We start from the raw sequence: 23,728 nt of genomic DNA, 5'->3' as shown, positions 1-23,728 counted from the left end.
CGAACACGAGGAAGTGCGGGAGCCCGCCCACGAGCAGCAGCGCGAGGACGTACGGCCGCTCGCGGCGTACGGCCCTGAACGTGCTCGGCAGCAGCGGGGCCAGCAGGACCACCGGCGTCGCGAACCGGAGGAACGCGGCGTCGGCGACGGTCAGGCTGGACCCGCCGATGCCGCGCGTGCTCAGCGCGAACGACGACCACAGCACCACCGTCATCCCCAGCGCCGACCATCCCGCCAGCGCCCGATTCCCACCACCCGGTTGCATCCCCATAGCGCGCCACGATAGGAAATCTGAAGGCGCACATGATTGCCTGATCTGCCACGTTCACGCGGCTCGGTGGCAGAATCTGCCAACATGCGTACGATCGACGAGACCGACAAGCACATCCTCTGGGAGCTGCAGCAGAACGGCCGCCTGACCAACCAGGAACTCGCCGACCGCGTCGGCCTCTCCCCCTCGCCGTGCCTGCGCCGCGTACGAGCCCTGGAGGATGCCGGCGTGATCAGCGGCTACCGCGCCGTCGTCGACCCGCACACCGTCGGCATGAACATCACCGCGTTCGTACGCATCAAGATGGCCACCCACACGACCGCCGCCGTCGAGACCGTCGAGGAGCACCTCCGCGACATCCCCGAGGTCACCGAGGCATACGTCCTGGCCGGCGACCACGACTACCTGCTGAAGGTCGTGACCCCGTCGTTCGAGACCTACGAGAGGTTCCTGCGCGACAACCTCCGCACGATGCCGGCGCTCGCCTCGATCGAGACCACCTTCGCCTTCGGAAACACCAAGGAGAGCTCACCGCTCCCTCTCGGCTGACCCCTCGGCGTCAGAAACCGACTTCTCGGCGAGTCGGGGTGTCGTCGTAGAACCGCTCGAACGCACGGGCGGCGGCGTCGATCTGGGCGGCCATGCCACGCAGCCCACCGCGCCCGACCGCTCGCCTGGTCTCGCTCTCGAACAACGCCCGGTCATACGCGGGGAGCATCGCCACCAGCCGTCGCCGGGCTCTGTTCGACACGGGCCGGTCCGGCTGCAGGGGCTGGACGAAGACCTCGACCACGTTGTCCATCCAGTCCAGGTCGAACTCGACGAGGTAGGGCGGCAGGACCAGCCTGACCACGGTGCCGCCCATCCGGTCCACCTGCGAGTAGGACGTCGGCACGAAGCGAGCCGCGACCGACTCGGCAACCGCCTGGGATCGGCGCTGCAAGATGTCGTTGCCAGTGGTGGACACTGCGCCTCCGCCCGAACGTGACCAGTGGTCATGTGACCACCGGTCACAGATTAGGGGGCCGCCGCTGGACGGTCAAGGACCATGTCGGCGGCACGCTACGATGCGAGCGTCCAGCCATGAGAGACGGGTGTCGCCATTGCCTACGCCGACCTGGGAGCGTCTCCCGGAGGCCAAGCGCGATGCCGTGCGCCGGGCTGCGGAGGAAGAGTTCGGGGTCCGGGGCTACAACGCCGCCAGCCTCAACACCATCTGTCGTGAGGCCGGGATCTCCAAGGGCAGCCTGTTCCAGTACTTCACCGACAAGGCTGACCTCTTCGTTCACCTGATCGCCCGGGCCAGCCACGACATCCGAGCGGCGATGGAGGCGGCCAGCGCCGACTTCCCGTGGATGACCGACTACATCGGCTCGGTCAACATGCTCATGGATGCGTGGATCGACTACTTCTACGACCACCCACGCCATCGGCAGATGTTGGTCTCGGCCAACCTCGAGCACAACCCCAAGGCGCTCGCCGCCGTCCGTGAGGCCGTCTATGTCGACTACCTCGAGGTCATCGGCGGCATGATCGATCTCGGCATCGCCATCGGCGCACTCCGCGAGGACACCGACCGCGATGCCCTCGTCGCCGCCATCATCATGCTGCTTCCGCACATCGCCCTCGGCCCTCACGTACGCGGCCTGGACCCGCTCCTCGGCCTTGCCGGCTCCGACCGCACCCACGCGATATCCGTCGGTCGCAGGATGATCCAGGTGCTGATGGGCCAGTACGTCTGTCAGTCGGCTTCGAAGGAGCCGTGACGTCCGGCTCCGTCAGCGAACCGGGTTGCTCCCGCGACGGTGTCGGTGGTGACCGAGACGACGCCGTGGCGGTACTCGACGGCCAGGGCGTCCTGCTCGCTGAGGCCCTCCTGCTCGAGCAGGGAGAGCCGGTCGTGGCGCATGCAGGTCTGCGGGAAAGCGGCGACCTGGCGGGCCAGGTCCTGCGCGGCTGCGAGGGCCTGACCGGGTGGGACGACACGGTTGGCCAACCCCATCCGCAGGGCCTCCTCGGCGCCGACGGGACGGCCGGTGAGGATCAGGTCCATGGCGTTGCTCGCGCCGATCAGCCGGGGCAGCCGGACCGTGCCGCCGTCGATCAGCGGTACGCCCCAGCGCCGGCAGAAGACGCCGAAGACCGCGTCCTCCTCCATGACCCGCAGGTCGGCCCAGATCGCCAGCTCCAGACCTCCGGCGACGGCATGACCGGCGACAGCGGCGATGACGGGCTTGCCCAGCCGCATCCGTGTGGGTCCCATCGGGCCGTCCCCGTCGGGCTCGAACCGGTTGGGGTCGCCACCGGCGACCGCCTTCAGGTCGGCGCCCGCGCAGAAGTTGCCGCCTTCGCCGTGCAGCACCGCGACGGCGGCATCGGGATCGGCGTCGAACTCCTCGAAGGCGGCGACCAGGGCCTCCGCCGTCGCCCGGTCGACGGCGTTGCGTACCTCTGGACGGTTGATCCGGACCGTGGTGACCGGACCGTCCTTGGTGACCTCGACCGTCATGCCGGAAGCGCGCGCTCGACGATCGCGGTCACGTCGCCGCGTGGCGACAGCGTCCCGAACGCGCCGCCCCAGTCCCGGCCGAGGCGCGAGGAGCAGAACGCGTCGGCGACCGGAGCCGGTGCGTGCCGGACGAGCTGCGAGCCCTGGAAGACCAGGGCCATCTGCTCGACGATCCGGCGGGCACGGAACTCGAGGTCGTCGAAGGAGGTGAACTCCTTCTTCAACCGGTCCAGCGCGGCGTCGTAGCGGGCGTCGGCACCGTAGGCGAGCTCCGCCTCCGCCACGAACGCGTCCAGGGTGTGCGGCTCCTTCGCCAGCGCTCGCAGGGCGTCGAGCGCCGCCACGTTGCCCGATCCTTCCCAGATCGAGAGGAGCGGCATCTCGCGGTAGATGCGTGCGACGTCGAAGTCCTCGATGTAGCCGTTGCCACCCAGGCATTCCAGGGCCTCGTTGACCATGAACGGCGCCCGCTTGCAGACGTAGTACTTGGTGACCGCCAGCGCGATCCGGCGCAGCGCGGCCTCGCCCTCGTCCCCGCGGATCGCCCGGTCGTTGGCACCCGCCAGCCGCAGCATCGCCGTCGTCGCGGCCTCGGACTCGACCTGCAGGTCAGCGAGTACGTTGCGCATCGCCGGCTGCTCGATCAGCGGCTTGCCGAACGCCGAGCGATGCCGGGCGTGGTGTGCCGCCATGGTCAGCGCGGTGCGCATACCGGCCGAGGAGCCGATCACGCAGTCGAGGCGCGTCATGTTGACCATCTCGACGATGGTCCGCACCCCACGACCCTCCTCGCCCACGAGCCAGCCGGTCGCGGCGTCGTACTCGATCTCGGAGGAGGCGTTCGACCGGTTGCCGAGCTTGTCCTTGAGCCGCATGAAGCGCATCGCGTTGCGCTCGCCACCGGGCAGTACGCGTGGGACGAGGAAGCAGGAGACGCCGGCGGGCGTCTGGGCGAGGGTGAGGAACAGGTCGCTCATCGGGGCACTGGTGAACCACTTGTGCCCACGCAGGACGTAGGTGCCGTCGGTCTGTGGAGTCGCGGTCGTCGTGTTCGCGCGTACGTCGGAGCCGCCCTGCTTCTCGGTCATCGACATCCCGGCGATCAGACCGCGCTTGGTCTCGGGATCGCGCAGCCCGAAGTCGTACTCCCGACTGGTCAGCAGCGGCTCGAACCTTGCTGCGAGCTCGGGGTTCGCCCGCAGCGCCGGCACCACCGCGTAGGTCATCGAGATCGGGCAGCCGTGGCCGGCGTCGACGTTCCAGGCGTAGAACTTCGCGGCCCGGGCGACGTGGGCGCCGGGCCGGTCGTCGGCCCAGGGAGCAGCGTGCAGGCCGTTCTCCACCGCCACGCCCATCAACTGGTGGTACGCCGGGACGTACTCGACCTCGTCGACGCGGTGACCGTAGCGATCATGGGTGTGCAGACGCGGGGGCACCCGCTCGGCGAGGCGGCCCCAGTCCTGCGCCTCGGCAGTGCCGGCGAGGCGGCCCAGCTCGTCGATCTCCGGGAGCGCCCACGCGGCACCCTCGCGCTCGAGGCCCTCCCGCAGGACCGGGTCACCGGCCGTGTTGTGGCCCACCAACGGCGGGACCTGGTTGAACACCTCATGCGTGCTGGTCATGCGTCTACCCCTTGCTGGTGGAGGCCATCGATCATGATGTTACACAATCAGCAACAACCGTGTCGAGATCTGTTGCATGAGAGGATGGTCCCGTGGCTACCGCGCGCGATGAACTGACTCCGCTCTCCGCCCGCTCCACCATCCTGAGCCTGATGCTCGGCGCCCACCCGAACCCGCTGACCCCCGCCGACCTCGCCCGCGCCGGCCAGTTCTTCGGCATCGCACCGGCGACCGTGCGGGTCGCGGCCACCCGCGCCGTCAGCGACGGCGACCTGAGCAGAACGGAGGCCGGCTACCGGCTCGGCGAGCGGCTCGTCCAGCGGCAGGCTCATCAGGACGAAGCGGTGCACACGGCGGACAAGCCGTGGGACGGCTCCTGGGAGATGGCCATCGTCGTCACCGCCGGCCGCCCCGGCCCCGAACGCGCCGTGCTGCGCGATGCGCTGAAGGGGCACCGACTCGCCGAGCTTCGCGAGGGGGTCTGGACCCGGCCAGCCAACCTCCAGCGTCCGCGCTTCTCGGACCCGGTGCTCCAGGCCTTCACGGCGACGCCGGAGCAGGATCCGGCCGAGCTCGCCGCCTCGTTGTGGGATCTCGGCGGCTGGGCACGCGAAGGCGAGCGTCTGCTCGAACTCCTGTCGTCCACGCCCCAGCCCGCGCTCCGCCTCGCCACGGCCGCCGCGATCGTCCGCCACCTCAGCGAAGACCCGCTCCTCCCCGTCGAGCTCCGCCCGGCGGACTGGCCGGCGGCAGCGCTGCGCGAGACCTACAGCGCCTACCAGCGCGAGCTGAGCGAGCTCGCCGCGCTGCCGCGCTAGGCGGATCGGATGAACCCTTACTGCCGCATCATCGCGACCTGCAGCCGATGCTCGTCGTCGATCAGGTGGGAGTGGTCATCGTCGCCGAGGTCGATGCGGACCTTCTTGAGCACGCCGGTGAACTCGTTGCCGGTGGCGCCGTAGTCGCTGGAGACGGGTGAGGCCAGGTCGCAGCCGACATCGACGGTCTCATCGAAGGAGAACTGGTAGGGGAGCGTGCGTTCGATCCGCCCCTCCCCGATCTGGTCGCCGTCGACATGGAACGTGACGGTGCCGCCCTTGCCGTAGCCACCCCCGTCGTAGGCGAAGTGGGCTCGCAGCTCATGGTCACCAGCTGGAGCTGCGGAGTCCGAGGCGATGATGTCGGTCGAGATGCCGAGCAGGTTGTAGGCGAACTTCAGCAGGCCCCCGTGGGCGTAGAAGCTCCATCCTCCGTACGCACCGCCTTGTGCGATCAGCACCCCGTCGACGCCGTCCTGAGGAACGGTGACCTGCGCGGAGACCGTGAAGGACTTGTTCTTGATGTTGATCGTCGAGTTCTCGCTCATCCGGCGCATGCCCGGGTAGAAGGTCTGCGAGTCCTCGGTGATGAGCGACGGGCGGCCGGCGATGTCCGGGTTCATCCGCTCGGCCGAGCGGATGTCCAGCGGCAGCACGTTGAAGCGGGCGGCCTGGATCAGGAAGAGTCGCTGCAGATGGGCCAGCCTCTCCGGCTCCTTGGCGGCGAGGTCGTTGGACTGGGTCCAGTCCTCCTCGACGTTGTAGAGCTCCCACACGTCGTCGTCGAGACCGTGACTCGATCCCGTCCACGGGTCCTTGTGCTTGGCCACAGCTGTCCAGCCCTTGTGGAAGATGGCCCGGTTGCCGAGCATCTCGAAGTACTGGGTCGTGTGCTGTTCTTCTGCCTCGGCATCGTCGAAGGAGTAGTTCATGGCCGTGCCCTCGTAGGGGCGCTGGGTGACGCCGTGGACCGTCGACGGTTCAGGTATCCCGGCCGCCTGGAGCACGGTCGGCGCGACATCGATGCAGTGCGCGAACTGGTTGCGGATCTCGCCCTTGGCGGCGATGCCGTTCGGCCAGCTGACGATGGTGCCGTTACGAGTGCCGCCCCAGTGGCTCGCGACCTGCTTGGTCCACTGGTAGGGCGTGTCCATCGCGTGCGCCCAGCCCACGGCGTAGTGGTTGTACGACGCCGGGGTCCCGATGTCGTCGATGTGCGCGGCGACGTACTCCTCGTCCTCGATCTCGTTCAGGTGGTTGATCGTGAAGCCCTCGTTGGTGGTGCCGTGCATGGACCCTTCGGCACTCGCGCCGTTGTCGCCGATGATCACGTAGACCAACGTGTTGTCCAGGGCACCGAGCTCCTCGATCGCGTCCAGCAGCCGGCCCGCGTGGTGGTCGGCATAGGCCAGGAACCCGGCGTACACCTCCATCTGCCGGGCCAGAGCGGGCTTGAGGGCATCGCTCATCTCGTCCCAGGCGGGAATGCCCGGGCTTCGCTCGGTCAACACGGCCTCTGGCGGGATGACGCCCAGTTCCTTCTGACGGGCGAACGTCTCCTCACGTACTGCGTCCCAGCCCTGGTCGAACTGGCCGGCGTACTTGTCCGCCCACTCCTTGGGGACGTGGTGCGGCGCGTGCGTGGCGCCGGGCGCGAAGTAGGTGAAGAACGGCTTGTCCGGGGCGATGGACTTCTGCTGCCTGGTCCAGGCGATCGCCTTGTCGGTCATGTCGTCCATGAAGTGGTAGCCGTCCTCGGGCGTTCCCCACGGCTCGATGGGCGAGGTGTTCTCGTAGACCGCTGGGTACCACTGGTTGGTCTCGCCGCCGAGGAAGCCGTAGAAGTACTCGAAGCCGCCGCCCGGGTGCGGCCAATGGTCGAACGGGCCGACCGCGCTCGCCTCCCAGACCGGCACCTCGTGGCACTTGCCGAACTGGGCGGTGCTGTAGCCGTTGAGCTTGAGCGTCTCGGCCAGCGGCGCGCAGTTGTTGGGCCGCAGCGAGCTGTAGCCTGGCGCGCTCGTCGCGATCTCGGTGATGCCACCCATGCCGACCGTGTGGTGGTTACGGCCCGACAACAGCGCCGCCCGGGTCGGGGAGCACAGGGCCGTGGTGTGGAACCGGGTGTACTTCAGGCCGGCCGCGGCCACCCGCTCGAACGTCGGGGTCTGCACCGGACCACCGAAGGCACTGCTGGCCCCGAAGCCCACGTCGTCGATCAGGATCAGCAGTACGTTCGGGGCACCCTCGGGCGGTAGCAACCGCTCGATCGGGGGATAGTGCGTGTCCGGGTCGGTGGCGTCGTAGGTCACCGTGCCGGTGTACGCGAGATCCGGGATCGGCAGCGCTCCGCGCTGGATCGGGTCATCCGAGCTGGCCATGGTCCACTCCCTGCTTCTAGGCACGCTTCACGGGAAACGTCGCATCGACGGGGAGGACGGTCCTCACCTGAGACGGGTGAGCCACGGTCCCGGGATCGGACCGCCGCTGTCAGCCCCGTAGCGCCGACGCGAAGACCCCGGGGAGCTTCCGCCAGCGCGGCGCGGCCGAGAAACGGACCAGCCGCTCCCCGGTCGTCTCCGCCGTGCGGTTGTGCACGAACCACGGCGGGACCGGTGTGAGCGCCGCGCTCCCGCTCGCCCACGAGCGAGGGAACGGGCGGAACGGCCCGCGCACCACGGTGCGCTCGGGGCGCGCGAGGAGGAGTCCGTTGTGTACGACCCCGTGACCGGACTGGATGTCGTCCGGGGTGTGACCGGGGAACGCTCCCCAGGTCGCGAACGGTGAGAGGTAGCCGACTGCGGTCCACGCGTTCACGGCGATCGTGCCGTAGCAGAGGTCCGCGAGCAGCTGCTCGAACCGGTCGACGCCCACCGCGTCGAGGTCGCGTGGGTGGATGACGATGTTGGCACCGAGGGTGCCGCGCAGCCGGTCGTTGGCGAAGTCGATGGCGTGGGTGAGGAACTCCGCCCCCGTGCCAGGTATCTCGGTGACGCCCAGGACCGGGCCGAAGAACTCCATCGAGTACGCCGCCTCGTCCTCGAACGGTTCGAGGGCCGGGAGCAGGGTGCGCTCCGGCGTGCCGCCGAGCGCCTCGAACGGCGTGGCGCCACCCCGGGCGGCGTCGATCCGGGGCCCGGTGCCGGGATACCAGGCGGGACGTACGGGCGCATCGGCGAGCGCGCGCCGCAACGCGGCGAGGAAGTCGTCCTTCTGCTTCCAGTCCTTGCTGACGACGACCACCTGGCCCGCGACACAGTTGGCCCCGGAGTTGTGCAGCCGCATGGTGGCGACGTGACGCGCCTGGAACTCCAGGTCACGCTTCGACCATCGGCCGGGCGTGACGATGACCGGCGCGACCCCGCCCAGCTCGCTGGTGATCGGCTTGCGCAGCAACGGCGTGCCGGCCGCCTTGTTGGCCGCGCCCTCCGCACCCGGACCCCAGACGATTGCGTCGTGGGTCGCCTCGGAGCCGGTCATGTGGACCGCGTCGAAGCCGTCATGGGCGATGAGTGCCGAGCCGAGCTCGAGGTCGCTGGTGAAGATCTGCACCACGCCCAGCTCGATGAACGGGGCGAAGATCGCCTCGAACACCGGCAACAGCCGGTCGGTGACCGGGTTGAGCTTGAGCGCGACGGAGCGGTTGTCGGCGTAGAGCACGTAGAGCGCGTCGAGCGGGGCGATCGAGAAGATGTTGCCGGCGCCGAGGACGACGCACGTGCCGCGCACCGCCTCGGGGTCGCGCAGGCCGAGGCCGGCGGTCGCGCGCACCTCGTCGGCGGAGACCCCGGGCTCGCACCACACCTCGGCGGAGAAGCCGGAGAGCAGCAGTCGGTCCCAGACCGAGTGCGGGAGCACCTCGACGGCGACCCGGTCGCCGGGAACGGGGCGGATGTCGAAGCCGTCCGTCGGCGTACCACCCTGCTCCATCGTCGCCAGCGTCTGCGCGAGGTGTCCGGCGTAGTAGAGCGTGGCCCAGGGCCCGGAGATCCACTCCTCCCCGACCGGCGGAGTGCCCGGCGTGAGGCCCTTGATCTCGGTGGCGATCCGAACCCATTCGGTGGCGTGCTCGTCGACGAGGCCGACGAACTGCTGCAGCAGCGCGCGACGCCCGGCCAGGCTGACGCCGGACCACGCTGTGGCGCCGGCCTGCGCGACAGCCGCGATCTCGTCAGCCCGCTGAGGAATGGTCTGGGTGGACATCTCAGGCTCCGCTCTTGATGAGATCGGCGGCCTTCTCGCCGATCAGCATGGTGGGCGCGTGGGTGTTGCCATGGGTGACCCGCGGCATCGCCGACGCATCGGCGACTCGCAGGCCGGTGACGCCCTGAACCCGCAGGGAAGCGTCCAGCACGCCCTCGCCCTCGATGCCGATCCGGGCGGTGCAGCTGGGGTGGTAGGTGTGCTCGACCTCCGCGCGCACGGCTCGTTCGAGGTCGGTCCGGCTCGTGCCGTACGACGGGCCGGGGTGGATCTCCTTGCCGACGGTCCCGCGCATGGTCCGGCTCGCCATGACCTCGCGCGCCCGCTCGATGCCGTCGATCATCGACTGCATGTCACGCGGGTCGGCGAAGTAGTTGTTGCAGATCCTCGGCGCCGCCGCAGGGTCCGCGGACCGCAGCCGGACCGCCCCCTCGGATCTCGCGCCGACCATGGACAACCCGATCGCGATCGCCGGCCTGTCATGGGACGCCGCGCCGTGCTGGAAGAAGTAGACCGGGGCCGTGATCATCTCCATCTGTGGCGCGACGTCGTCGACGCTCGTGTGGAAGAAGCTTCCGGCCTCCCCGACGTTCGAGGTGAGCATGCCCTTCCGACGGGTGACGTACTTCAGGAGCTCGCCGGGCTTCTCGGCGTGGGCGAGGTTGTCCCGATCCGTCGTCTCCCAGTTCATCAGGAGCATCGGGTGGTCCATCAGGTGCGCGCCGACGTGGGCGTTGTCGACGACCGGCGCGATGCCGTGCTCGGCGAGGTGATCGGCCGGGCCGATGCCGGAGAGCATCAGCAGCTGCGGCGTGTTGTAGGCGCCGGCGGCGAGCACCACCTCACGAGCCGCGCGGATCGTCTGCAGCCGGCCTCCGATGCTGACGAGCACGCCGGTGGCGCGGCCGTGCTCGATCAGGACCCGGTGCACCAAGGCGTTCGGGGTGATGGTCAGGTTGGGCTGCTTGCGACGCGGAGCCAGATAGCCGTCGTACGTCGTCCAGCGCTGCCCGCGGCGGGTGAACCGCTGGAACATCGACGCGCCCACCTGCTCGGCTCCGTTGAAGTCGTCGATCCGGGGCATACCGACCTCGGCCATGGCGTCGACGAATCGCGCTGACACCGCACGAGGATCGGGAGCGTCCTCGACGTACTGCGGGCCGGAGTCGCCGTGGAACTCGCTACCACCGCGGCTGTTGGTCTCCATCCGGCGGTAGAGCGGGAGGATCTCGTCATAGGACCAGCCGGTGGCGCCGGACTTGGCCCAGCCGTCGTAGTCGGCCCGGTTGCCCCGGACGTACATCATCGCGTTCATGCCGCTGGAGCCACCGAGCATCTTGCCGCGCGGCTGGTAGATCCGGCGGCCGTCGAGATGCGGCTCGGGCTCGGAGGCGTAGTCCCAGTCGATCTTCGTGTGGAACTGCTTCGCGAACGCCGCCGGGATCTGCACGTTCAGGTTCGGACGGCTTCGCCCGCCTGCCTCCAGCACCAGCACCGAAGTGCGCGGGTCCTCACTGAGGCGACCGGCGAGCACCGCTCCGCCTGAGCCACTGCCCACCACGATGTAGTCGAACTCCTGCATGGCGATCCTCTCGTCGGGCCCGGCGTACTCGGGCGCTCACCATGGTGGTCGCACGCGTCCGTCCGGCGCTTGTGACGGCTACCACATTCACGGCTCGCGTTTGTGGGAGACTCCAAAGCGGATCCAGGATCCGGGAGACCGACTCACGCGAGCATGTTCGACACCCCAAAGGCAGCCCGACGATGACGACATCAGCACCTGTCGAGAGGTGGCTGCAGGACTTCGCCCAGAACTCCCTCCGCCCGGGAATGGTGGACGCCTTCGTCCAACGCGTCGACGACGACATCGTGAGCGCGATCCCCGAGATCGCCACCGACCCGGTTCTCGTCGAGGAGCTGCACGCCTCGACCCGGGAGCACTGGCGCAACTTCCTGGTCAGTCTCGCCGACGACTATCGCCTCGCGCTGCCGTCGGCGGCCATCGCGTTCAGCCTGTCCATCGCGCGTCGGCACCTCGACATCAGTGTGCTGCTCAAGGTCTATCGCGTGGCCAACAAGACCGTGTTCAGCTACGTCGCGGAGAACACGGAGCCGGACCATCTGCCCGATGGTCTGGCCCGCGACGAGGCGCTGCTGGCTCTGTGGCTGCGCGCCGAGCAGTGGATCGACGATGCGGTCGAGCAGCTCATCGGGCACTACACCCGCGAGCGTGCCTCACTGGTGGAGGGAGCCCAGGCACGTCGTTCCGAGGCCATCGAGGCCCTGGTCGCCGGCGCTGCTCCGACGGCCGACGGCGAACGCGTGCTCGGCCACAAGCTCACCTCCTGGCAGACCGCCTTCGTCCTCTCCGCGCCGTCGACCTCCGACGGCGGCGCGCCGCTCTTCGACCTCGCGCTGCAGATCTGCGAGCGCCTCGGTCTGCCGCGGCCACTGACCACGCTGGCCGGGAGCCGGGAGCTATGGGGGTGGGTCGCCACCGCCGAAGAGCCGACCGTCGACCTCGGGGCCGTCATCCCGCTCCTCGAGGAGGCCGAGCTCCACTTCGCGCTCGGACGGGCCTGCCATGGACCGACAGGTTTCCGTGACAGCCACCTCCAGGCAGTCGCGACGCAGCGGATCGGCCGCCGGTCCCGCACGAGGGCCCATGGCTACGCCGACGTGGAGCTCGTGGGACTGGTCGGAGACGGCGAGCTCGCCCGAGCGATGGTCCGAAGGGAGCTGGCGCCGCTGATGACCGGCGCCCGCGGCGACGAGGACCTGCGCCGCACCGCGCTCACCCACCTTCGGAGCGGAATGAGCGTGGAGGCGACGGCCGAGGCGCTCTACATCCATCCGAACACGGTTCGCTACCGCATTGGCCGTGTCGAGGACCGGATCGGCGAGCGCCTGGCCGCGCGCGCGACCAGGCTCGAGGTCTGCCTGACCTGGCTGGAGGTCTATGACATCGACGTCCTGGAAGGCCCGTGATCATGGTCGACCGATGATCCCGGCATCGGACCGCCGCGCAGCGGAAGCCGGGACGCGGCGCGCTGCTCGTTGTCACGCAGCCGCCCCTCGTAGTGGCTGAAGAACACCTTGGCGACCAGATCGCGGCGGCTGCGTACGCCTGTCTTCTCGAAGACGTGCTTGAGGTGCTGCTGGACCGTGTGGGGCGAGATGACCAGCGTCTGGGCGATCTCGACCGTCGAGAGCCCCTTCAGCACGAGCTGGGTGAGCTCCTTCTCGCGATCCGTCATCCCGTACGCAGACATCAGGAGCGTCGCGATCCGCGCGGGGTGAGCGGGCTCGACGATGACGGCCACCTGTGGGTCCGGGCGCGTCGCGAGAACGGCGCCGTGCAGCACGATCCAGGTGCCCGACTCGCTGAGGACGCGCGAGGTCGCCACCTCACCCGACTCTCCCGGGGAGTCGACCGAGCGCAACGCCCGCGCCGCGACGGCGGCCACCGCGACCGGCACGGCCCGCGGGGCGGGGCGAGGGAGATCCGCGAGCCATCGCTCGACCCCTTCGGTCGCCGAGTCGATACCGAGCGACGAGTTCAGCACGACCAGACCCGGAGCCCCGGTGGAGTCGGGGTCGGAGGCCTCGCCCAGCAGGAGCGCGTTGCGCGCCGCCTCCGCGAGGCTGGGAGCTATCGCCCGCAGGAACTCCTTGTCGGCGCCGCCGAACATCGGCCGGCCAGGTTCGCGGTAGAGGGCAAGCGAACCCCAGACGACACCAGCACGGGTCCGCAGCGAGACGATGATCTCTTGGTCGCCGCCGAGCTCCATGTTCGACTTCCACCGCGCCGTCGACGACGGGTCGCCGTCGGTGATCTCGTAGAGCGTCGAGACCCCTTGGTCGGACTTCGCGACATCGCTGAGCTTGTGTACGCCGTCGGCGCGGTATTCGTTGTCGAGGAAGTCGGCCGGGAGCACCGGCAGCATCTCGTCGAAGTGGCTGGTGATCAACAGCGACGCGGGATCCAGCGTGTAGAAGCACGGCGCCCAGTAGTGCGGGATCACGTCGGCGATCGGCTCGCGGCACTCTCGCCACAGCGCCACCAGATCGAGCCCCTGCCTGCTCAGGCGCTCGATCCTGTCCTGCGACCGCTGACGGGTGCGCTGGTTCACCTGATCGAAGCTACTCCCCGCGAGGGGTCAGCTGAATGCCAGATTGCTGGTATATCGCGTGGTCAGGGTGCTGCCTAGCGTCGACAGCATGGACATTCACAAGATCTCGCACGACGTGAGCCAACTGGCCGATTGCGCCATGGTTCCGGGGCTGGGATTCCTGCCCGTGAACGCGTTCGTGCTGCATGCGCAGGAACCGGTCGTCGTCGACACCGGGCTCAGCACTCCCGACAAGCACTTCCTGGACGACCTCGCCATGGTCATCGATCCCGCCGACGTACGGTGGGTCTGGATCACCCACCCCGACCGCGACCACACCGGAGGCGTACGGGCGTTGCTCGACGCGGCTCCGAACGCGCGCCTGATCACCACCTTCGGCGGCGTCGGGATCCTCGGCTGCGAGTGGGAGGTCCCGCTCGACCGGGTCTACCTGCTCAACCCGGGTCAGGCGATCGAGGTGGGCGACCGGACCATCCGAGCCTTCCGCCCTCCCCTCTTCGACAGCCCGGTCACGACCGGATTCGTCGACGAGAGCACCGGCGCGATCTTCACCTCCGACTGCTTCGGCTCACCGGTGCCGACCGCCGAGCTGGCGACCTGCGCGGACGTACGCGACGCCGGAGACGTACGCGAGGGGCAGCTGCTCTGGGCGACGATGGACAGTCCGTGGGTCGCCAACGTCGACGAGGCTCGCTATCGCCGGACGATCGAGCCACTTCGATCGCCCGAACCGTCTGCCATCTTCTGCACTCACCTGCCTCCGGTGCTCGCGCACACGGACACCATGTTCGTCACGATCAGCCAAGCGCCCAGCGCACCGTCCTTCGCCATGCCCGATCAGCGGGCCCTCGAGGAGCTCCTCGCGACCTTCGCCCCGGGGGTGCCGTCATGAAGCTCGCGATGTTCGGTGGCAGCGGGTTCGTCGGCGCCCCGGCGCTCGCCCTGGCTGTCGAACGCGGTCACGACGTCCGGGCACTGATGAGGTCCTCGAACCGAGACGTTCCTGCGGGCGTCGACGTCGTGGTGGGCGACGTACTCGACCCGGAGGCGGTCGCCCGGACTGTGGCCGGCTGCGCAGCCGTCGTGTCGACCCTCGGCGGGTGGGGTGACAACGATTCGATCGACCTCGGCGCCCGTAACGTGCTCGCCGCGATGCGCGACGAGGGCATCAGCCGGATCGTCTTCATGGAAGGCTTCAACATCCCCTTCCCCGGAGACCCACGCAACGCCGGCGCGATCCTCATCGACACGGTCGTACGTCTGCGCAGCCCCAGCCACGTGCGGAGCCAGCGTCGCCTGGGGCTCATGCTGCAGGCGTGCGACGACCTCGACTGGACGATGGTGCGAACCCCGATCGTCCGTGCCGGGGACCGGACCGGTCGGACCGAGGTCGGCACCCTCAGGATGGGTCCACGAAGCCACGTCACGACGGGCGATCTGGCCGAGGCGCTGCTGGACGCCGTGCAGGACGGTCGGCACCTGCGCGCGGCCCCGATGGTCCGCTCGGTCTGAACCACCTCGGTGCTCAGCCACGACTCCGCCGGCGTTCATGGGGCGAGCGGGATTCACGCGTTCCGTATGACGCCGGACTTTCACGTCGTTGGGTAGGTTGCGAGGGTGCCATCTGTCGAGCTGGCACGAATCGCGCTCGGCCGAGATCAGCACCCCTCAACCTCACAGCAAGGAGATCGAGATGGACCTGATGGAAGTCACGGAACGGGCGAGGCTGCGTCGTGAGGACGCCGCGGCTCGCCTGCACGCCCTGGCCGACGCGCTCGCGAGCAACAACGAGGTCGAGTTCGAAAGAGGAGGGCTGCGCTTCAAGGTGCACGTCCCCGACGAGGTCGACTTCAAGCTGGAGGTCGAGATCGGGGACGACGAGCGCGAGCTCGAGATCGAGCTGAAGTGGTGACAGGCTCGCCCAGCTGAAGCGGCGCGCTCGCTCGGCGAGACCTACTGCAGCGCCGCGGTCAGCCTCATCACGTTGTCCAAGTACGCCGCGCCGCGGGAACGTGTCAGCCAGTCTTCGAGGAGCAGCTCCTTGGAGATCGACCGGTAGTGGTCCTCGACCTTGCGCATCTCGGCGACGACCTCGGGCCCGAGAAGCATCAACGAGACCTCATAGTTCAGCCCGAACGAGCGCATGTCCATGTTGCTCGATCCCAGAACCGCGACGTCGTCGTCGACGCTGAAGAACTTCGAGTGCAGGATCGCCGGCGCCGGATACAGGTAGATCCGCACCCCCGCACGCAGCAGCGCCTCGTAGTAGGAGCACTGGGCGTGGTAGACCATGAACTGGTCCCCGGCCTCGCTCACGAACAGCTCGACCTCGACGCCTCGCTGTGCGGCCGTGGTGATGGCGTACAGCAGCGACTCGTCCGGCACGAAGTAGGGACTGGTGATCGACAGCCGGCGTTGTGCCGAGTACAGCAACAGCGTGAACACGCGCAGGTTGTTCTCCGTCGAGAAGCCGGGCCCGCTCGGGATCACCTGCGCCTCGATCTCGCCGGCCGGGGTCGGTACCGTGCCGAGCTCGTCGGTCAGCTTGACCTCCGTCTCGCTGTACCAGTCGGTGCAGAAGAGCAGGTTGAGAGCGCTGACCGCCGGTCCTTCGACGCGGGCCACCAGCTCCTTCCACTCACGGCCCAGCTTGTGGTTCGCGGGCTTGTTGTATCCGGGCTCGATCAGGTTCTGCGAGCCGGCGAACGCCACCATCCCGTCGATCACCAGGATCTTGCGGTGGTTGCGCAGGTCCGGTCGGCGCTTGAACGGTGCGATCGGCAGCATCGGGTGCCACTCGATGCCGGATGCGTCCAGCCGGGCGGTGAACTCCTTGTACCCCGGGATGCCCTTGGATCCGAGGTGGTCGAAGAGCAGGCGGACCTTCACCCCGCGATCGACGGCCCGCGCCAGCGCCTCGTAGAAGGGGCCGGTCACGTCGTCCCACGCGGTGATGTAGAACTCGACGTGCACCCAGGTGGAGGCCTTGTCGATCTCGGCGGTCATCGCCGCGATGGACTCGGTATAGACCGAGAAGAGGTCGACCCGGTTGCCGGGCGTCACCGGCTGCGCGCCCAGGTTGCGGCTCAGCGTTGCCACCGAACGTACGTACGCCGGTCCGGGGAAGTCGCTCTCGAGCGTGGGCACGTGCGCCGTTCGCTCCGCCACGCGCGCGTTGACCTCGGCCTGCTGTTCGTTGCGACGGCGCCCGAGCTTGGTTCGCCCCAGGACGAGGAAGATCACCCACCCGAAGAGCGGCAGGACCAGGATCAGGAGCAGCCAGGCCATGCCGCTGGACGGTCGCCGGTTCTTGGGCACCACACCCAACGCGACGATCTTCAACGCAAGGTCGATCAGGTAGAGGGAAACGGCGATCCATGTGGCCATGCTCGGAAGTCTGGTGCCCGCCCGGCCGCGCGTCCTCACCCAACATGCGTGAAGACTGACGCTGTGGCCAGCCCAGGGCGAGTGCTCAGCAGGTTTCCTGGACGTCCGTGATGAGAGTCCGTACGTCGCTGCCAAACGTGGAGAGCGCGGTCGCGGCGGCGCTCAGAGTGGCGGCGGAAGCGCTCGCCTTGGCCGCGTCGACACTCTCGGTGAGCGCGTCGAAGCTGGCCTGGACCGTGTCGATCTGGCTGGAGAACTCGGTCTTCGCGTCGGACTTGACGTCGGACAGATCCGACCCGACTGCCTCGAGTCCGCTCTCCAGGTCGCCCAACGCGCCCGAGGAGGACACGTCGATGTCCCGCACCTCGTCGACGGACGTCTGGAGGTCGTCGACGGAGCTGCACACAGCGGCTTGGTCCTCGCCGCACCCGGTCAGCGACGTGGCCAGCGCCAGAGTCAGAGCAGCGATGGGGATGAGCTTCATGGTGGCTCCTTCGATGGGGCGGCCCCTGAACGATGTGGGACCCATCATTCGCGGGGACGGGTCCACCTTCGTCACACAGAAGACGTGAACATCGTCGACCGGAGCCCTCGGTCTTTCGGCGAGGGCGCTTCACCAGATCTGCATGATGCGGACTGAATCGTGGTGGGGGTGAATGAGGCGTACGGACGGCGAATCGAAGGGTCGCGGTCAACTCAGAGCGAGCCGGAAGGACGGTCCGGAGTGCACTACGCCGATCGACTCCACCGCTTGGCCATCAACCAGACGGACTGGCCCGAAGACCCCACCTACGCGGCCGACGAAGCGTGGCTCGAACCCATGCTGGATGCCCGAACTCTGGCCCTCGTCCGACTGGCCGCACTGGTTGCGGTCGGGGGTGAGGTCCCCTCCTACGGTGCCGCCGCAGATGCAGCCGTCGATGCCGGCGCGAGCGCTGCTGAGGTCGTCGACGTGCTGATCGGTGTCCTTCCCGTCATCGGTGCGGCACGCGTGGTCGCAGCCGCTCCCCGGCTGGCGATGGCGCTCGGATATGACACCGACGCGCTCGAGCAGGAGCACCCGGCCGGGACAGGAGATCCCCATGAAGCACGCCGCCACCACCGCCCCTAGCGGACTTCCGGCCCGATCGTTCGCCTGGACCTTGCTGCTGGGTGTCGCCGCGCTGACGATCGCGCTGGCCGGGATGAGATCCATCGCCGACATCATCGGGCCGGTCTTCATGGCTGTGGTCATCACGATCACGTTGCACCCGATCCGCCTGTGGCTGGAACGGGGACGGCTTCCCGGGTGGGCGATCTCGTTGCTCATGCTGGCCTCGGCAGTCCTTCTACTCTCGGTCTTCGCGGTGGCCCTGATGGTGTCGGTCGCCCAACTGGCCGCCCTGGTGCCCACGTACGCCGATCAGATCGCCGACGGTGTCGCGAACGTGGGGAACACCTTGCGGGACGCGGGGGTCAAGCAGGAGCAGATCGACGCGGTGGTGAACGCGTTCGACCCGGGCCAGATCATCGACGTGGCCATGTCGGTGCTCTCCGGCACCCTCGGCCTGGTCACCGATCTGTTCTTCCTGATCACGGTGCTGCTGTTCATAGCCTTCGACACCGACTCCACGCGCCGCAGCCTGAGGGCGTTGGGTGACCGGTTTCCCGACCCGGTCGCCGCACTGGACAACTTCGCCCACGGCACCCGCAACTACATGGGTGTCTCGGCAAGCTTCGGGCTGGTCGTCGCCGTCATCGACGGGGTCGCCCTGTACCTGCTGGACGTCCCCGGAGCCTTCGTGTGGGCGGTGCTTGCATTCGTCACCAACTTCATCCCGAACATCGGCTTCATCATCGGCGTCATCCCGCCGGCCCTCATCGCGTTGCTCGACGGCGGGCCGGGCCTGATGGTCACTGTCATCGTCGTCTACTGCGTGATCAACTTCGTGATCCAATCCATCATCCAGCCTCGTGTGGTGGGCGACTCGGTCGGTCTCTCGCCAACGTTGACGTTCCTCTCGCTGGTGTTCTGGACCTGGGTGATCGGACCGGTCGGCGCACTGCTCGCCGTCCCGTGCACTCTGCTCACCAAAGCCCTCTTGGTGGAGGCCGACCCGCGCGGCAGGTGGGCCCTGCCCCTGATCTCAGGGAAGCCGGACACAGAGCCGGGGCCGGAGCAGTCCCGCCCGGCCGAGCTTCAGCCTGAGGGAACGCCAGAATGAGATCGGCATGGACTCGAACGACGGAACACCGTCCTCGGAGAGCCAGACCGGCCCAGCCGCCGATCCGGCCGACGATCCGGCCCGGGCCCGCGCCGAGGCCGCCCTGGGGCGTCTGCCGTTCGGGTTGCAGCGGCGGCTGGGATGGCTGCTCGACAGACGGCCGGGACGAATGTTCCTGCGGGCGGCCGCGGGGCTCCGCCGGATCGAGGTGTTCGACCGGTCGATGACCATCGCGGCCCAGTTCTTCACCTCCGTACTCCCGGTACTCATCCTGATCGCCACCCTGGGCTCGAACAGCGACAGTTTCACCGACGCGATCGAGATGCCGGAGCAGTCCCGGCAGGTACTCGAGGGCGCCGTCGACAGTGGTGGTGCAGCGTTCGGCATCGTCGGGACCATCTTCGTGCTCGTCTCGGCGACCAGCCTGTCTCGCGCGCTGACCCGCGCCTTCGCTGCGATCTGGGGACTTCCGCGCCCACCGACCAGACTGAGGTCAGCCTGGCGGTGGCTTGCCGTCGTCCTGGTCTTCGCGCTCTCCCTGGTCGTCGTCCGTGCTGCTGGCGAGCCCCTCGGCTCCCTCCCCCCTCGGGAGCTGTGGCCACGGGTGGTCTCGTTCGCCTGGGACGTCGTGGTCGCAGTGTTCATCCCCTGGGCACTGCTCGCCGGCGCCGTTCGCGCCCGGATGCTGATGCCGGGTGCGCTGCTGTTCGCTCTCCTGATGATCACCGTTCGCCCCGCCACCCAGGCATGGCTCCCAGGGGCGCTCGAGGCAAGCGCCGACCGGTACGGATCCATCGGCGTCGCCTTCACCTACCTGACCTGGCTCTACGTCGCCTCCTTCTGCTTCCTCACGACCGCGCTGGTGGGCCAGGTGTTCGCGACCGAACCCGGATTGCTCGGTCGACGCGTCCGGCGGTGATGAGGCCCTCAGCCCCGCTGAGCCATGATCCGCCCGTCGGCGACCGCACGACGCAGCGCTGCGTAGTCCCGCTCGTTCTGGTCGGCGTAGGCCTCGGCGAACGTCGAGACCGCCCGATCGAACCGATCACCAGAGCCGAGGTAGCTCGCGATGGCGACCGGGTCACCCGAGCGGGCGTGGGCCCTTGCCAGCGTCCACCCACACATCCGGGCGTACCCGGTCATGGCAGCGGGATTCATCGCCTCCACGATCGCCGAACCCTTGCCGTCCCACAGCTGCCGGACGAAGAAGTCTCGCTCGACGCCGTCGGCCCCGCTCGCCGTCACCCAGCCGAGCATCACGTCGCTCGCGGACTGCATCAGTCGCTGCCCCTCGACGACCCGCTGACCGTGACTGGTGTACGCGCTCTTGCCGAGGAAGGGCTCCAAGACGGATGCCTGGGCCTCCTTGGCCTGGAGGAACAGCGGATCCTTGTCGTCGTTGCCGACCAGCAGCACGATCCAGGAGCGAGTGCCTACGCTGCCCACCCCGACCACCTTGCGTGCGGCGTCGGTGAAGCGAAACCCCTCGAGCAGGTGCCGGTGGTCCCCCTGCAGAGTCCGGCGGTAGATGTGCAGGATGGCATGGAGCGTGTCTTCGACCTCATGAAACTCCTTGTCGGGCATCAGTTCCTGCATCCTGGCGATCATCGGAGGATCGTTGATCAGGCGCGGACGTCCATCCACGATCTCCACGAGCTTGGAGAAGGCCTTCAAGCTGTTCGTCGACCGGGCCTTGGCCATGTTCTTGCGGAAGCGCTTGACCTGCTTGGCCGTGAACTGCGAGCTCAGCAGGGCGTCCAGCTCGTCCACATCCAAGCGGGCGTACCACACGTCGAGCTTGCGCATCTGCGCCAGATCCTGCATCGCCTCCCGGTACGACGATGCGGCAGCCAGGTTGACGGCTCTGCGCTCGGCATCGTCGAACTCACGGTCACGCCCCGCGACCGCGAAGCTCGCCACCATTCGCTTGACGTCCCACTCGAAAGGGCCCGGCAAGGTCTCGTCGAAGTCGTTGAGGTCGAAGACCAGGCGTCGGTCCGGTGCTGCGAACGCTCCGAAGTTCGACAGGTGCGCGTCGCCGCACAGCTGGACCGTCAGGTCCGTGCGCGGCGCACTCGCCAGATCTGCCGCCATCAGGTAGGCGGAACCACGGTAGAACGTGAACGGGTCCACCAGCATCCGGCCGTAGCGGAGCGGCAGGAGCTCTTGCAGCCGACTGCTTCCCTGCTCCTCGAGGAGGTCGACAGGGTCGGCCCGGTCGGGCGCCGGTTGCCACTCGCCATGCACCGAACGCGGGACCTTCGCTCGCGCCCCTCGGCCTGCCGAAGCCCGCTCCACCAGGGTGAGGTGGTGGGGCTTACGTGCCTGGGTCTCGATCGAGCTCATCAGTCCATGTGACCTGACGCGCCCGCCTTTGGCATCACGCAGCCTGTGTGACGCGTCGGGGGCCGACCGGCGGCTAGCGCCGCGTGGTTGCGCAGGTCAGTAGTACCAGGGGTAGGGCGACCAGTCGGGCTCGCGCTTCTCAAGGAACTGGTCGCGGCCCTCCTGGGCCTCGTCGGTCATGTACGCCAGGCGCGTGGTCTCACCGGCGAACATCTGCTGGCCGACGAGGCCGTCGTCGAGCAGGTTGAAGGCGTACTTCAGCATCCGCTGGGCCGTGGGCGACTTGCCGTTGATCTTGCGGCCCCACTCAAGGGCGACCTCTTCGAGCTCGGCGTGCGGGACGGCGCGGTTGACCGTGCCCATGCGTACGCCGTCCTCGGCCGAGTACTCCTCGGCGAGGAAGAAGATCTCGCGGGCGAACTTCTGGCCGACCTGGCGGGCGAGGTAGGCGGATCCGTAGCCACCATCGAAGGAGCCGACGTCGGCGTCGGTCTGCTTGAAGCGCCCGTGCTCGGCGCTGGCGAGCGTCAGGTCGCACACCACGTGGAGGGAGTGGCCGCCGCCGGCGGTCCAGCCGGGAACGACGCAGATGACGACCTTGGGCATGAAGCGGATCAGTCGCTGGCACTCGAGGATGTGCAGCCGGGCGAGCTTGGCCTTGTCGATCGGGGTGGGCTCCTCCGCGCCGGTCCGGCCGGCGGCGTACGCCTCGGTCTCCTCGTACTGGTAGCCGGCCTTGCCGCGGATGCGCTGGTCGCCGCCGGTGCAGAAGGAGTGCTTGCCGTTCTTGACCGAGGGGCCGTTGCCGGTGAGCAGGACGCAGCCGACGTCGGCCGAGGTCCGGGCGTGCTCCAGCACGCGGAGGAGCTCGTCGACGGTGTGCGGGCGGAAGGCGTTGAGTACGTCGGGGCGGTCGAAGGCGATGCGTACGGTGCCGTGCTCCTTGGCCCGGTGATAGGTCAGGTCGGTCAGATCCTCGAAGCCGGGGACCTCGTCCCAGCGGCTCGGGTCGAACGTGTCGGAGACTCCTTCGATGGCGCTCATGAGGGTGAGGCTATCCGGGGTCGGAATAGCCCGCGTCCCCGGCTGTTGTAGTGAGCATGACCGAACTGCAAGGTGAATATGTCCCGAGCACGGCCGACTGGGTGCGCGAGCAGGTGGCCGCGTTCGAAGCCTCCGACGGCGCCGAGGCCAACGTCCTCGAGCGCGACGGCAAGCCGATCATCCTGATCACCAACCGCGGCGCGAAGACCGGCGCGATCCGCAAGACCCCGCTGATGCGCGTCGAGCGCGACGGCCGCTACCTCGCGGTCGCCTCGATGGGCGGCAGCGACAAGAACCCCGCCTGGGTGGCCAACTTCCGGAAGTACCCCGACATGGTGCTCCAGGACGGCGGCACCAAGAAGGCGTACGTCGCCCGCGAGCTCTCCGGTGCCGAGCGCGACGAGTGGTGGGACTACGCCGTGAAGACCTGGCCGACGTACGGCGAATACCAGCCCAACACGTCCCGGATCTTCCCGCTCTTCCTGCTGGAGCCGGCCGGCGAATAGCTCGCCAATTGACGGGTGCGTAACCGGGACAGTGCCACGGCTGTCGGTTCGCGACGCTAGGGTCTGTGAACATGCCGTTCCTGCTACGCGTCGAGCTGCCCGACATCCCGGGTTCCCTCGGTCGCCTCGCCTCCGCCATCGGTGAAGCCGGTGGCGACATCGAGGCGATCGAGATCGTCGAGAAGAACAAGGTCGACGGAAGAGCTGTCGACGATGTGCTCCTCGAGACCCAACCGGGGACGATGCCGGACTCCATCGTGTCGGCGTGCAACGAGCTCGACGGTGTGCACGTCGTCTGGATCTCCCGCTACGCCGCCGGCGGCAACCTCTTCCTCGACCTCGAGGCCGTCGAGGACCTCACCGAGAACGCACTCGAGGCGCTCGACCGGCTCGTGGACGTGCTGCCCCTGACCTTCCGGGCCGACTGGGCCATCCGCGTCCACCGCGTCAAGGGCATCAGCCGCGCCACCGACGGCTCACCCGAGAACGTCCCCTTCATCGAGCTCGACCGCCCCGAGCGGATCGAGGTCGAGGGTGAGGACGAGAACATGTTCGCCGGCGCTCGCATCGACGGCAACGAGATCGTCATCATCGGCCGCCGCGGCGGTCCCGACTTCCTCGACTCCGAGCTGGCCAGGCTCGGTCACCTCGCCTCCCTCGCCACCTCCATCGCGCGGTCCTGACC

At 68.5% G+C, this 23,728-nt stretch carries 23 protein-coding genes; 12 read left to right on the top strand and 11 right to left on the bottom strand.

The window, feature by feature from the left end:
• The first annotated feature begins 355 nt into the window (after positions 1-355).
• A complete protein-coding gene (locus ABZY89_RS01175; protein ID WP_355223971.1) occupies positions 356-820 on the top strand; it encodes an Lrp/AsnC family transcriptional regulator in 465 nt (154 codons plus the stop codon).
• Positions 821-830: 10 nt separating this feature from the next.
• On the opposite strand, the gene ABZY89_RS01170 is transcribed toward ABZY89_RS01175, so the two are convergent.
• Complete coding sequence (locus ABZY89_RS01170) at positions 831-1,238, bottom strand: hypothetical protein (protein ID WP_355223969.1); 408 nt, start codon at positions 1,236-1,238, stop codon at positions 831-833.
• 127 nt (positions 1,239-1,365) lie between these two features.
• Between ABZY89_RS01170 and ABZY89_RS01165 the strand changes: the two genes are divergently transcribed.
• Positions 1,366-2,037, top strand: a complete 672-nt coding sequence (locus ABZY89_RS01165) for a TetR/AcrR family transcriptional regulator (protein ID WP_355223967.1) — start codon at positions 1,366-1,368, stop codon at positions 2,035-2,037.
• On the opposite strand, the gene ABZY89_RS01160 is transcribed toward ABZY89_RS01165, so the two are convergent.
• Positions 2,013-2,780: a crotonase/enoyl-CoA hydratase family protein gene (locus tag ABZY89_RS01160; RefSeq protein WP_355223965.1), complete on the bottom strand. Its 768-nt coding sequence runs from the start codon at positions 2,778-2,780 to the stop codon at positions 2,013-2,015. The two genes, ABZY89_RS01165 and ABZY89_RS01160, sit on opposite strands and share 25 nt — an antisense overlap.
• Positions 2,777-4,402, bottom strand: coding sequence for an acyl-CoA dehydrogenase family protein (locus ABZY89_RS01155; RefSeq protein WP_355223963.1), 1,626 nt, complete (start codon positions 4,400-4,402; stop codon positions 2,777-2,779). Before ABZY89_RS01155 ends, ABZY89_RS01160 begins: the two co-directional genes overlap by 4 nt.
• Before the next feature lie 92 nt (positions 4,403-4,494).
• Between ABZY89_RS01155 and ABZY89_RS01150 the strand changes: the two genes are divergently transcribed.
• Positions 4,495-5,220, top strand: a complete 726-nt coding sequence (locus tag ABZY89_RS01150) for a PaaX domain-containing protein, C- domain protein (RefSeq protein WP_355223961.1) — start codon at positions 4,495-4,497, stop codon at positions 5,218-5,220.
• Positions 5,221-5,237: 17 nt separating this feature from the next.
• Here the strand turns inward: ABZY89_RS01150 and ABZY89_RS01145 are convergent, their stop codons facing one another.
• The 3 genes from ABZY89_RS01145 to ABZY89_RS01135 all read right to left on the bottom strand — a co-directional run bounded on the left by ABZY89_RS01145 (position 5,238) and on the right by ABZY89_RS01135 (position 11,005).
• On the bottom strand, positions 5,238-7,601 hold the full coding sequence (locus ABZY89_RS01145; RefSeq protein WP_355223959.1) for an arylsulfatase: 2,364 nt from the start codon (positions 7,599-7,601) through the stop codon (positions 5,238-5,240).
• A gap of 109 nt (positions 7,602-7,710) precedes the next feature.
• The gene (locus tag ABZY89_RS01140) at positions 7,711-9,423 is read right to left on the bottom strand and encodes an aldehyde dehydrogenase family protein (RefSeq protein WP_355223958.1); all 1,713 of its coding nucleotides are present in this window, start codon (positions 9,421-9,423) and stop codon (positions 7,711-7,713) included.
• A 1-nt stretch (position 9,424) separates the two neighbouring features.
• Positions 9,425-11,005, bottom strand: coding sequence for a GMC family oxidoreductase N-terminal domain-containing protein (locus tag ABZY89_RS01135; protein ID WP_355223957.1), 1,581 nt, complete (start codon positions 11,003-11,005; stop codon positions 9,425-9,427).
• 182 nt (positions 11,006-11,187) lie between these two features.
• Between ABZY89_RS01135 and ABZY89_RS01130 the strand changes: the two genes are divergently transcribed.
• Complete coding sequence (locus ABZY89_RS01130; protein WP_355223955.1) at positions 11,188-12,411, top strand: helix-turn-helix domain-containing protein; 1,224 nt, start codon at positions 11,188-11,190, stop codon at positions 12,409-12,411.
• Here the strand turns inward: ABZY89_RS01130 and ABZY89_RS01125 are convergent.
• Positions 12,381-13,556, bottom strand: a complete 1,176-nt coding sequence (locus ABZY89_RS01125) for a LuxR C-terminal-related transcriptional regulator (protein ID WP_355223954.1) — start codon at positions 13,554-13,556, stop codon at positions 12,381-12,383. The two genes, ABZY89_RS01130 and ABZY89_RS01125, sit on opposite strands and share 31 nt — an antisense overlap.
• Before the next feature lie 88 nt (positions 13,557-13,644).
• Between ABZY89_RS01125 and ABZY89_RS01120 the strand changes: the two genes are divergently transcribed.
• From ABZY89_RS01120 to ABZY89_RS01110, 3 genes are all read left to right on the top strand, one after another.
• The gene (locus ABZY89_RS01120) at positions 13,645-14,448 is read left to right on the top strand and encodes an MBL fold metallo-hydrolase (RefSeq protein ID WP_355223952.1); all 804 of its coding nucleotides are present in this window, start codon (positions 13,645-13,647) and stop codon (positions 14,446-14,448) included.
• The gene (locus ABZY89_RS01115; RefSeq protein WP_355223951.1) at positions 14,445-15,068 is read left to right on the top strand and encodes an NAD(P)H-binding protein; all 624 of its coding nucleotides are present in this window, start codon (positions 14,445-14,447) and stop codon (positions 15,066-15,068) included. Before ABZY89_RS01120 ends, ABZY89_RS01115 begins: the two co-directional genes overlap by 4 nt.
• Positions 15,069-15,249: 181 nt before the next feature.
• Positions 15,250-15,468: an amphi-Trp domain-containing protein gene (locus ABZY89_RS01110; RefSeq protein ID WP_350660127.1), complete on the top strand. Its 219-nt coding sequence runs from the start codon at positions 15,250-15,252 to the stop codon at positions 15,466-15,468.
• Between the two features lie 41 nt (positions 15,469-15,509).
• On the opposite strand, the gene cls is transcribed toward ABZY89_RS01110, so the two are convergent.
• Positions 15,510-16,943, bottom strand: a complete 1,434-nt coding sequence (cls, locus tag ABZY89_RS01105) for a cardiolipin synthase (RefSeq protein WP_355223948.1) — start codon at positions 16,941-16,943, stop codon at positions 15,510-15,512.
• A gap of 85 nt (positions 16,944-17,028) precedes the next feature.
• Positions 17,029-17,427, bottom strand: coding sequence for a hypothetical protein (locus tag ABZY89_RS01100; protein WP_355223947.1), 399 nt, complete (start codon positions 17,425-17,427; stop codon positions 17,029-17,031).
• A 267-nt stretch (positions 17,428-17,694) separates the two neighbouring features.
• Here ABZY89_RS01100 and ABZY89_RS01095 point away from each other — a divergent pair, with 267 nt between their 5' ends.
• The 3 genes from ABZY89_RS01095 to ABZY89_RS01085 are packed head-to-tail and all read left to right on the top strand — an operon-like array spanning position 17,695 to position 20,066.
• The gene (locus ABZY89_RS01095; RefSeq protein ID WP_355223945.1) at positions 17,695-18,054 is read left to right on the top strand and encodes a carboxymuconolactone decarboxylase family protein; all 360 of its coding nucleotides are present in this window, start codon (positions 17,695-17,697) and stop codon (positions 18,052-18,054) included.
• Positions 18,026-19,147: an AI-2E family transporter gene (locus tag ABZY89_RS01090; RefSeq protein ID WP_355223943.1), complete on the top strand. Its 1,122-nt coding sequence runs from the start codon at positions 18,026-18,028 to the stop codon at positions 19,145-19,147. Before ABZY89_RS01095 ends, ABZY89_RS01090 begins: the two co-directional genes overlap by 29 nt.
• A gap of 7 nt (positions 19,148-19,154) precedes the next feature.
• Positions 19,155-20,066: a YhjD/YihY/BrkB family envelope integrity protein gene (locus ABZY89_RS01085; protein WP_355223942.1), complete on the top strand. Its 912-nt coding sequence runs from the start codon at positions 19,155-19,157 to the stop codon at positions 20,064-20,066.
• Positions 20,067-20,074: 8 nt separating this feature from the next.
• Here the strand turns inward: ABZY89_RS01085 and ABZY89_RS01080 are convergent, their stop codons facing one another.
• The gene (locus ABZY89_RS01080) at positions 20,075-21,493 is read right to left on the bottom strand and encodes a DUF2252 domain-containing protein (RefSeq protein ID WP_355223940.1); all 1,419 of its coding nucleotides are present in this window, start codon (positions 21,491-21,493) and stop codon (positions 20,075-20,077) included.
• Between the two features lie 96 nt (positions 21,494-21,589).
• Positions 21,590-22,537 carry a 1,4-dihydroxy-2-naphthoyl-CoA synthase gene (locus tag ABZY89_RS01075; RefSeq protein WP_355223939.1) on the bottom strand — a complete coding sequence of 316 codons (948 nt, stop codon included), beginning with the start codon at positions 22,535-22,537 and terminating at the stop codon, positions 21,590-21,592.
• 56 nt (positions 22,538-22,593) lie between these two features.
• On the opposite strand from ABZY89_RS01075, the gene ABZY89_RS01070 reads away from it, so the two are divergent.
• Entirely contained in the window at positions 22,594-23,043 is a 450-nt protein-coding gene (locus ABZY89_RS01070) for a nitroreductase family deazaflavin-dependent oxidoreductase (protein WP_355223938.1), read from the top strand.
• A gap of 71 nt (positions 23,044-23,114) precedes the next feature.
• Positions 23,115-23,726, top strand: a complete 612-nt coding sequence (locus ABZY89_RS01065; RefSeq protein ID WP_355017536.1) for an amino acid-binding protein — start codon at positions 23,115-23,117, stop codon at positions 23,724-23,726.
• Positions 23,727-23,728 lie beyond the last annotated feature (2 nt).

The sequence above is a fragment of the Nocardioides sp. NPDC006303 genome, from assembly GCF_040613175.1.
Taxonomy (GTDB): domain Bacteria; phylum Actinomycetota; class Actinomycetes; order Propionibacteriales; family Nocardioidaceae; genus Nocardioides.
The sequence above is the reverse complement of the archived record's forward strand: the minus strand, read 5'-3'. Positions and strand labels throughout refer to the sequence as shown.

Bases quoted from the DNA above. Each gene is read 5' to 3' on its own strand.
- ABZY89_RS01175 (WP_355223971.1), top strand. From the start codon at position 356: ATGCGTACGATCGACGAGACCGACAAGCACATCCTCTGGGAGCTGCAG.
- ABZY89_RS01160 (WP_355223965.1), bottom strand. From the start codon at position 2,780: ATGACGGTCGAGGTCACCAAGGACGGTCCGGTCACCACGGTCCGGATC.
- ABZY89_RS01155 (WP_355223963.1), bottom strand. From the start codon at position 4,402: ATGACCAGCACGCATGAGGTGTTCAACCAGGTCCCGCCGTTGGTGGGC.
- ABZY89_RS01145 (WP_355223959.1), bottom strand. From the start codon at position 7,601: ATGGCCAGCTCGGATGACCCGATCCAGCGCGGAGCGCTGCCGATCCCG.
- ABZY89_RS01140 (WP_355223958.1), bottom strand. From the start codon at position 9,423: ATGTCCACCCAGACCATTCCTCAGCGGGCTGACGAGATCGCGGCTGTC.
- ABZY89_RS01135 (WP_355223957.1), bottom strand. From the start codon at position 11,005: ATGCAGGAGTTCGACTACATCGTGGTGGGCAGTGGCTCAGGCGGAGCG.
- ABZY89_RS01130 (WP_355223955.1), top strand. From the start codon at position 11,188: ATGACGACATCAGCACCTGTCGAGAGGTGGCTGCAGGACTTCGCCCAG.
- ABZY89_RS01120 (WP_355223952.1), top strand. From the start codon at position 13,645: ATGGACATTCACAAGATCTCGCACGACGTGAGCCAACTGGCCGATTGC.
- ABZY89_RS01115 (WP_355223951.1), top strand. From the start codon at position 14,445: ATGAAGCTCGCGATGTTCGGTGGCAGCGGGTTCGTCGGCGCCCCGGCG.
- ABZY89_RS01110 (WP_350660127.1), top strand. From the start codon at position 15,250: ATGGACCTGATGGAAGTCACGGAACGGGCGAGGCTGCGTCGTGAGGAC.
- cls (WP_355223948.1), bottom strand. From the start codon at position 16,943: ATGGCCACATGGATCGCCGTTTCCCTCTACCTGATCGACCTTGCGTTG.
- ABZY89_RS01100 (WP_355223947.1), bottom strand. From the start codon at position 17,427: ATGAAGCTCATCCCCATCGCTGCTCTGACTCTGGCGCTGGCCACGTCG.
- ABZY89_RS01090 (WP_355223943.1), top strand. From the start codon at position 18,026: ATGAAGCACGCCGCCACCACCGCCCCTAGCGGACTTCCGGCCCGATCG.
- ABZY89_RS01085 (WP_355223942.1), top strand. From the start codon at position 19,155: ATGGACTCGAACGACGGAACACCGTCCTCGGAGAGCCAGACCGGCCCA.
- ABZY89_RS01080 (WP_355223940.1), bottom strand. From the start codon at position 21,493: ATGAGCTCGATCGAGACCCAGGCACGTAAGCCCCACCACCTCACCCTG.
- ABZY89_RS01075 (WP_355223939.1), bottom strand. From the start codon at position 22,537: ATGAGCGCCATCGAAGGAGTCTCCGACACGTTCGACCCGAGCCGCTGG.
- ABZY89_RS01070 (WP_355223938.1), top strand. From the start codon at position 22,594: ATGACCGAACTGCAAGGTGAATATGTCCCGAGCACGGCCGACTGGGTG.
- ABZY89_RS01065 (WP_355017536.1), top strand. From the start codon at position 23,115: ATGCCGTTCCTGCTACGCGTCGAGCTGCCCGACATCCCGGGTTCCCTC.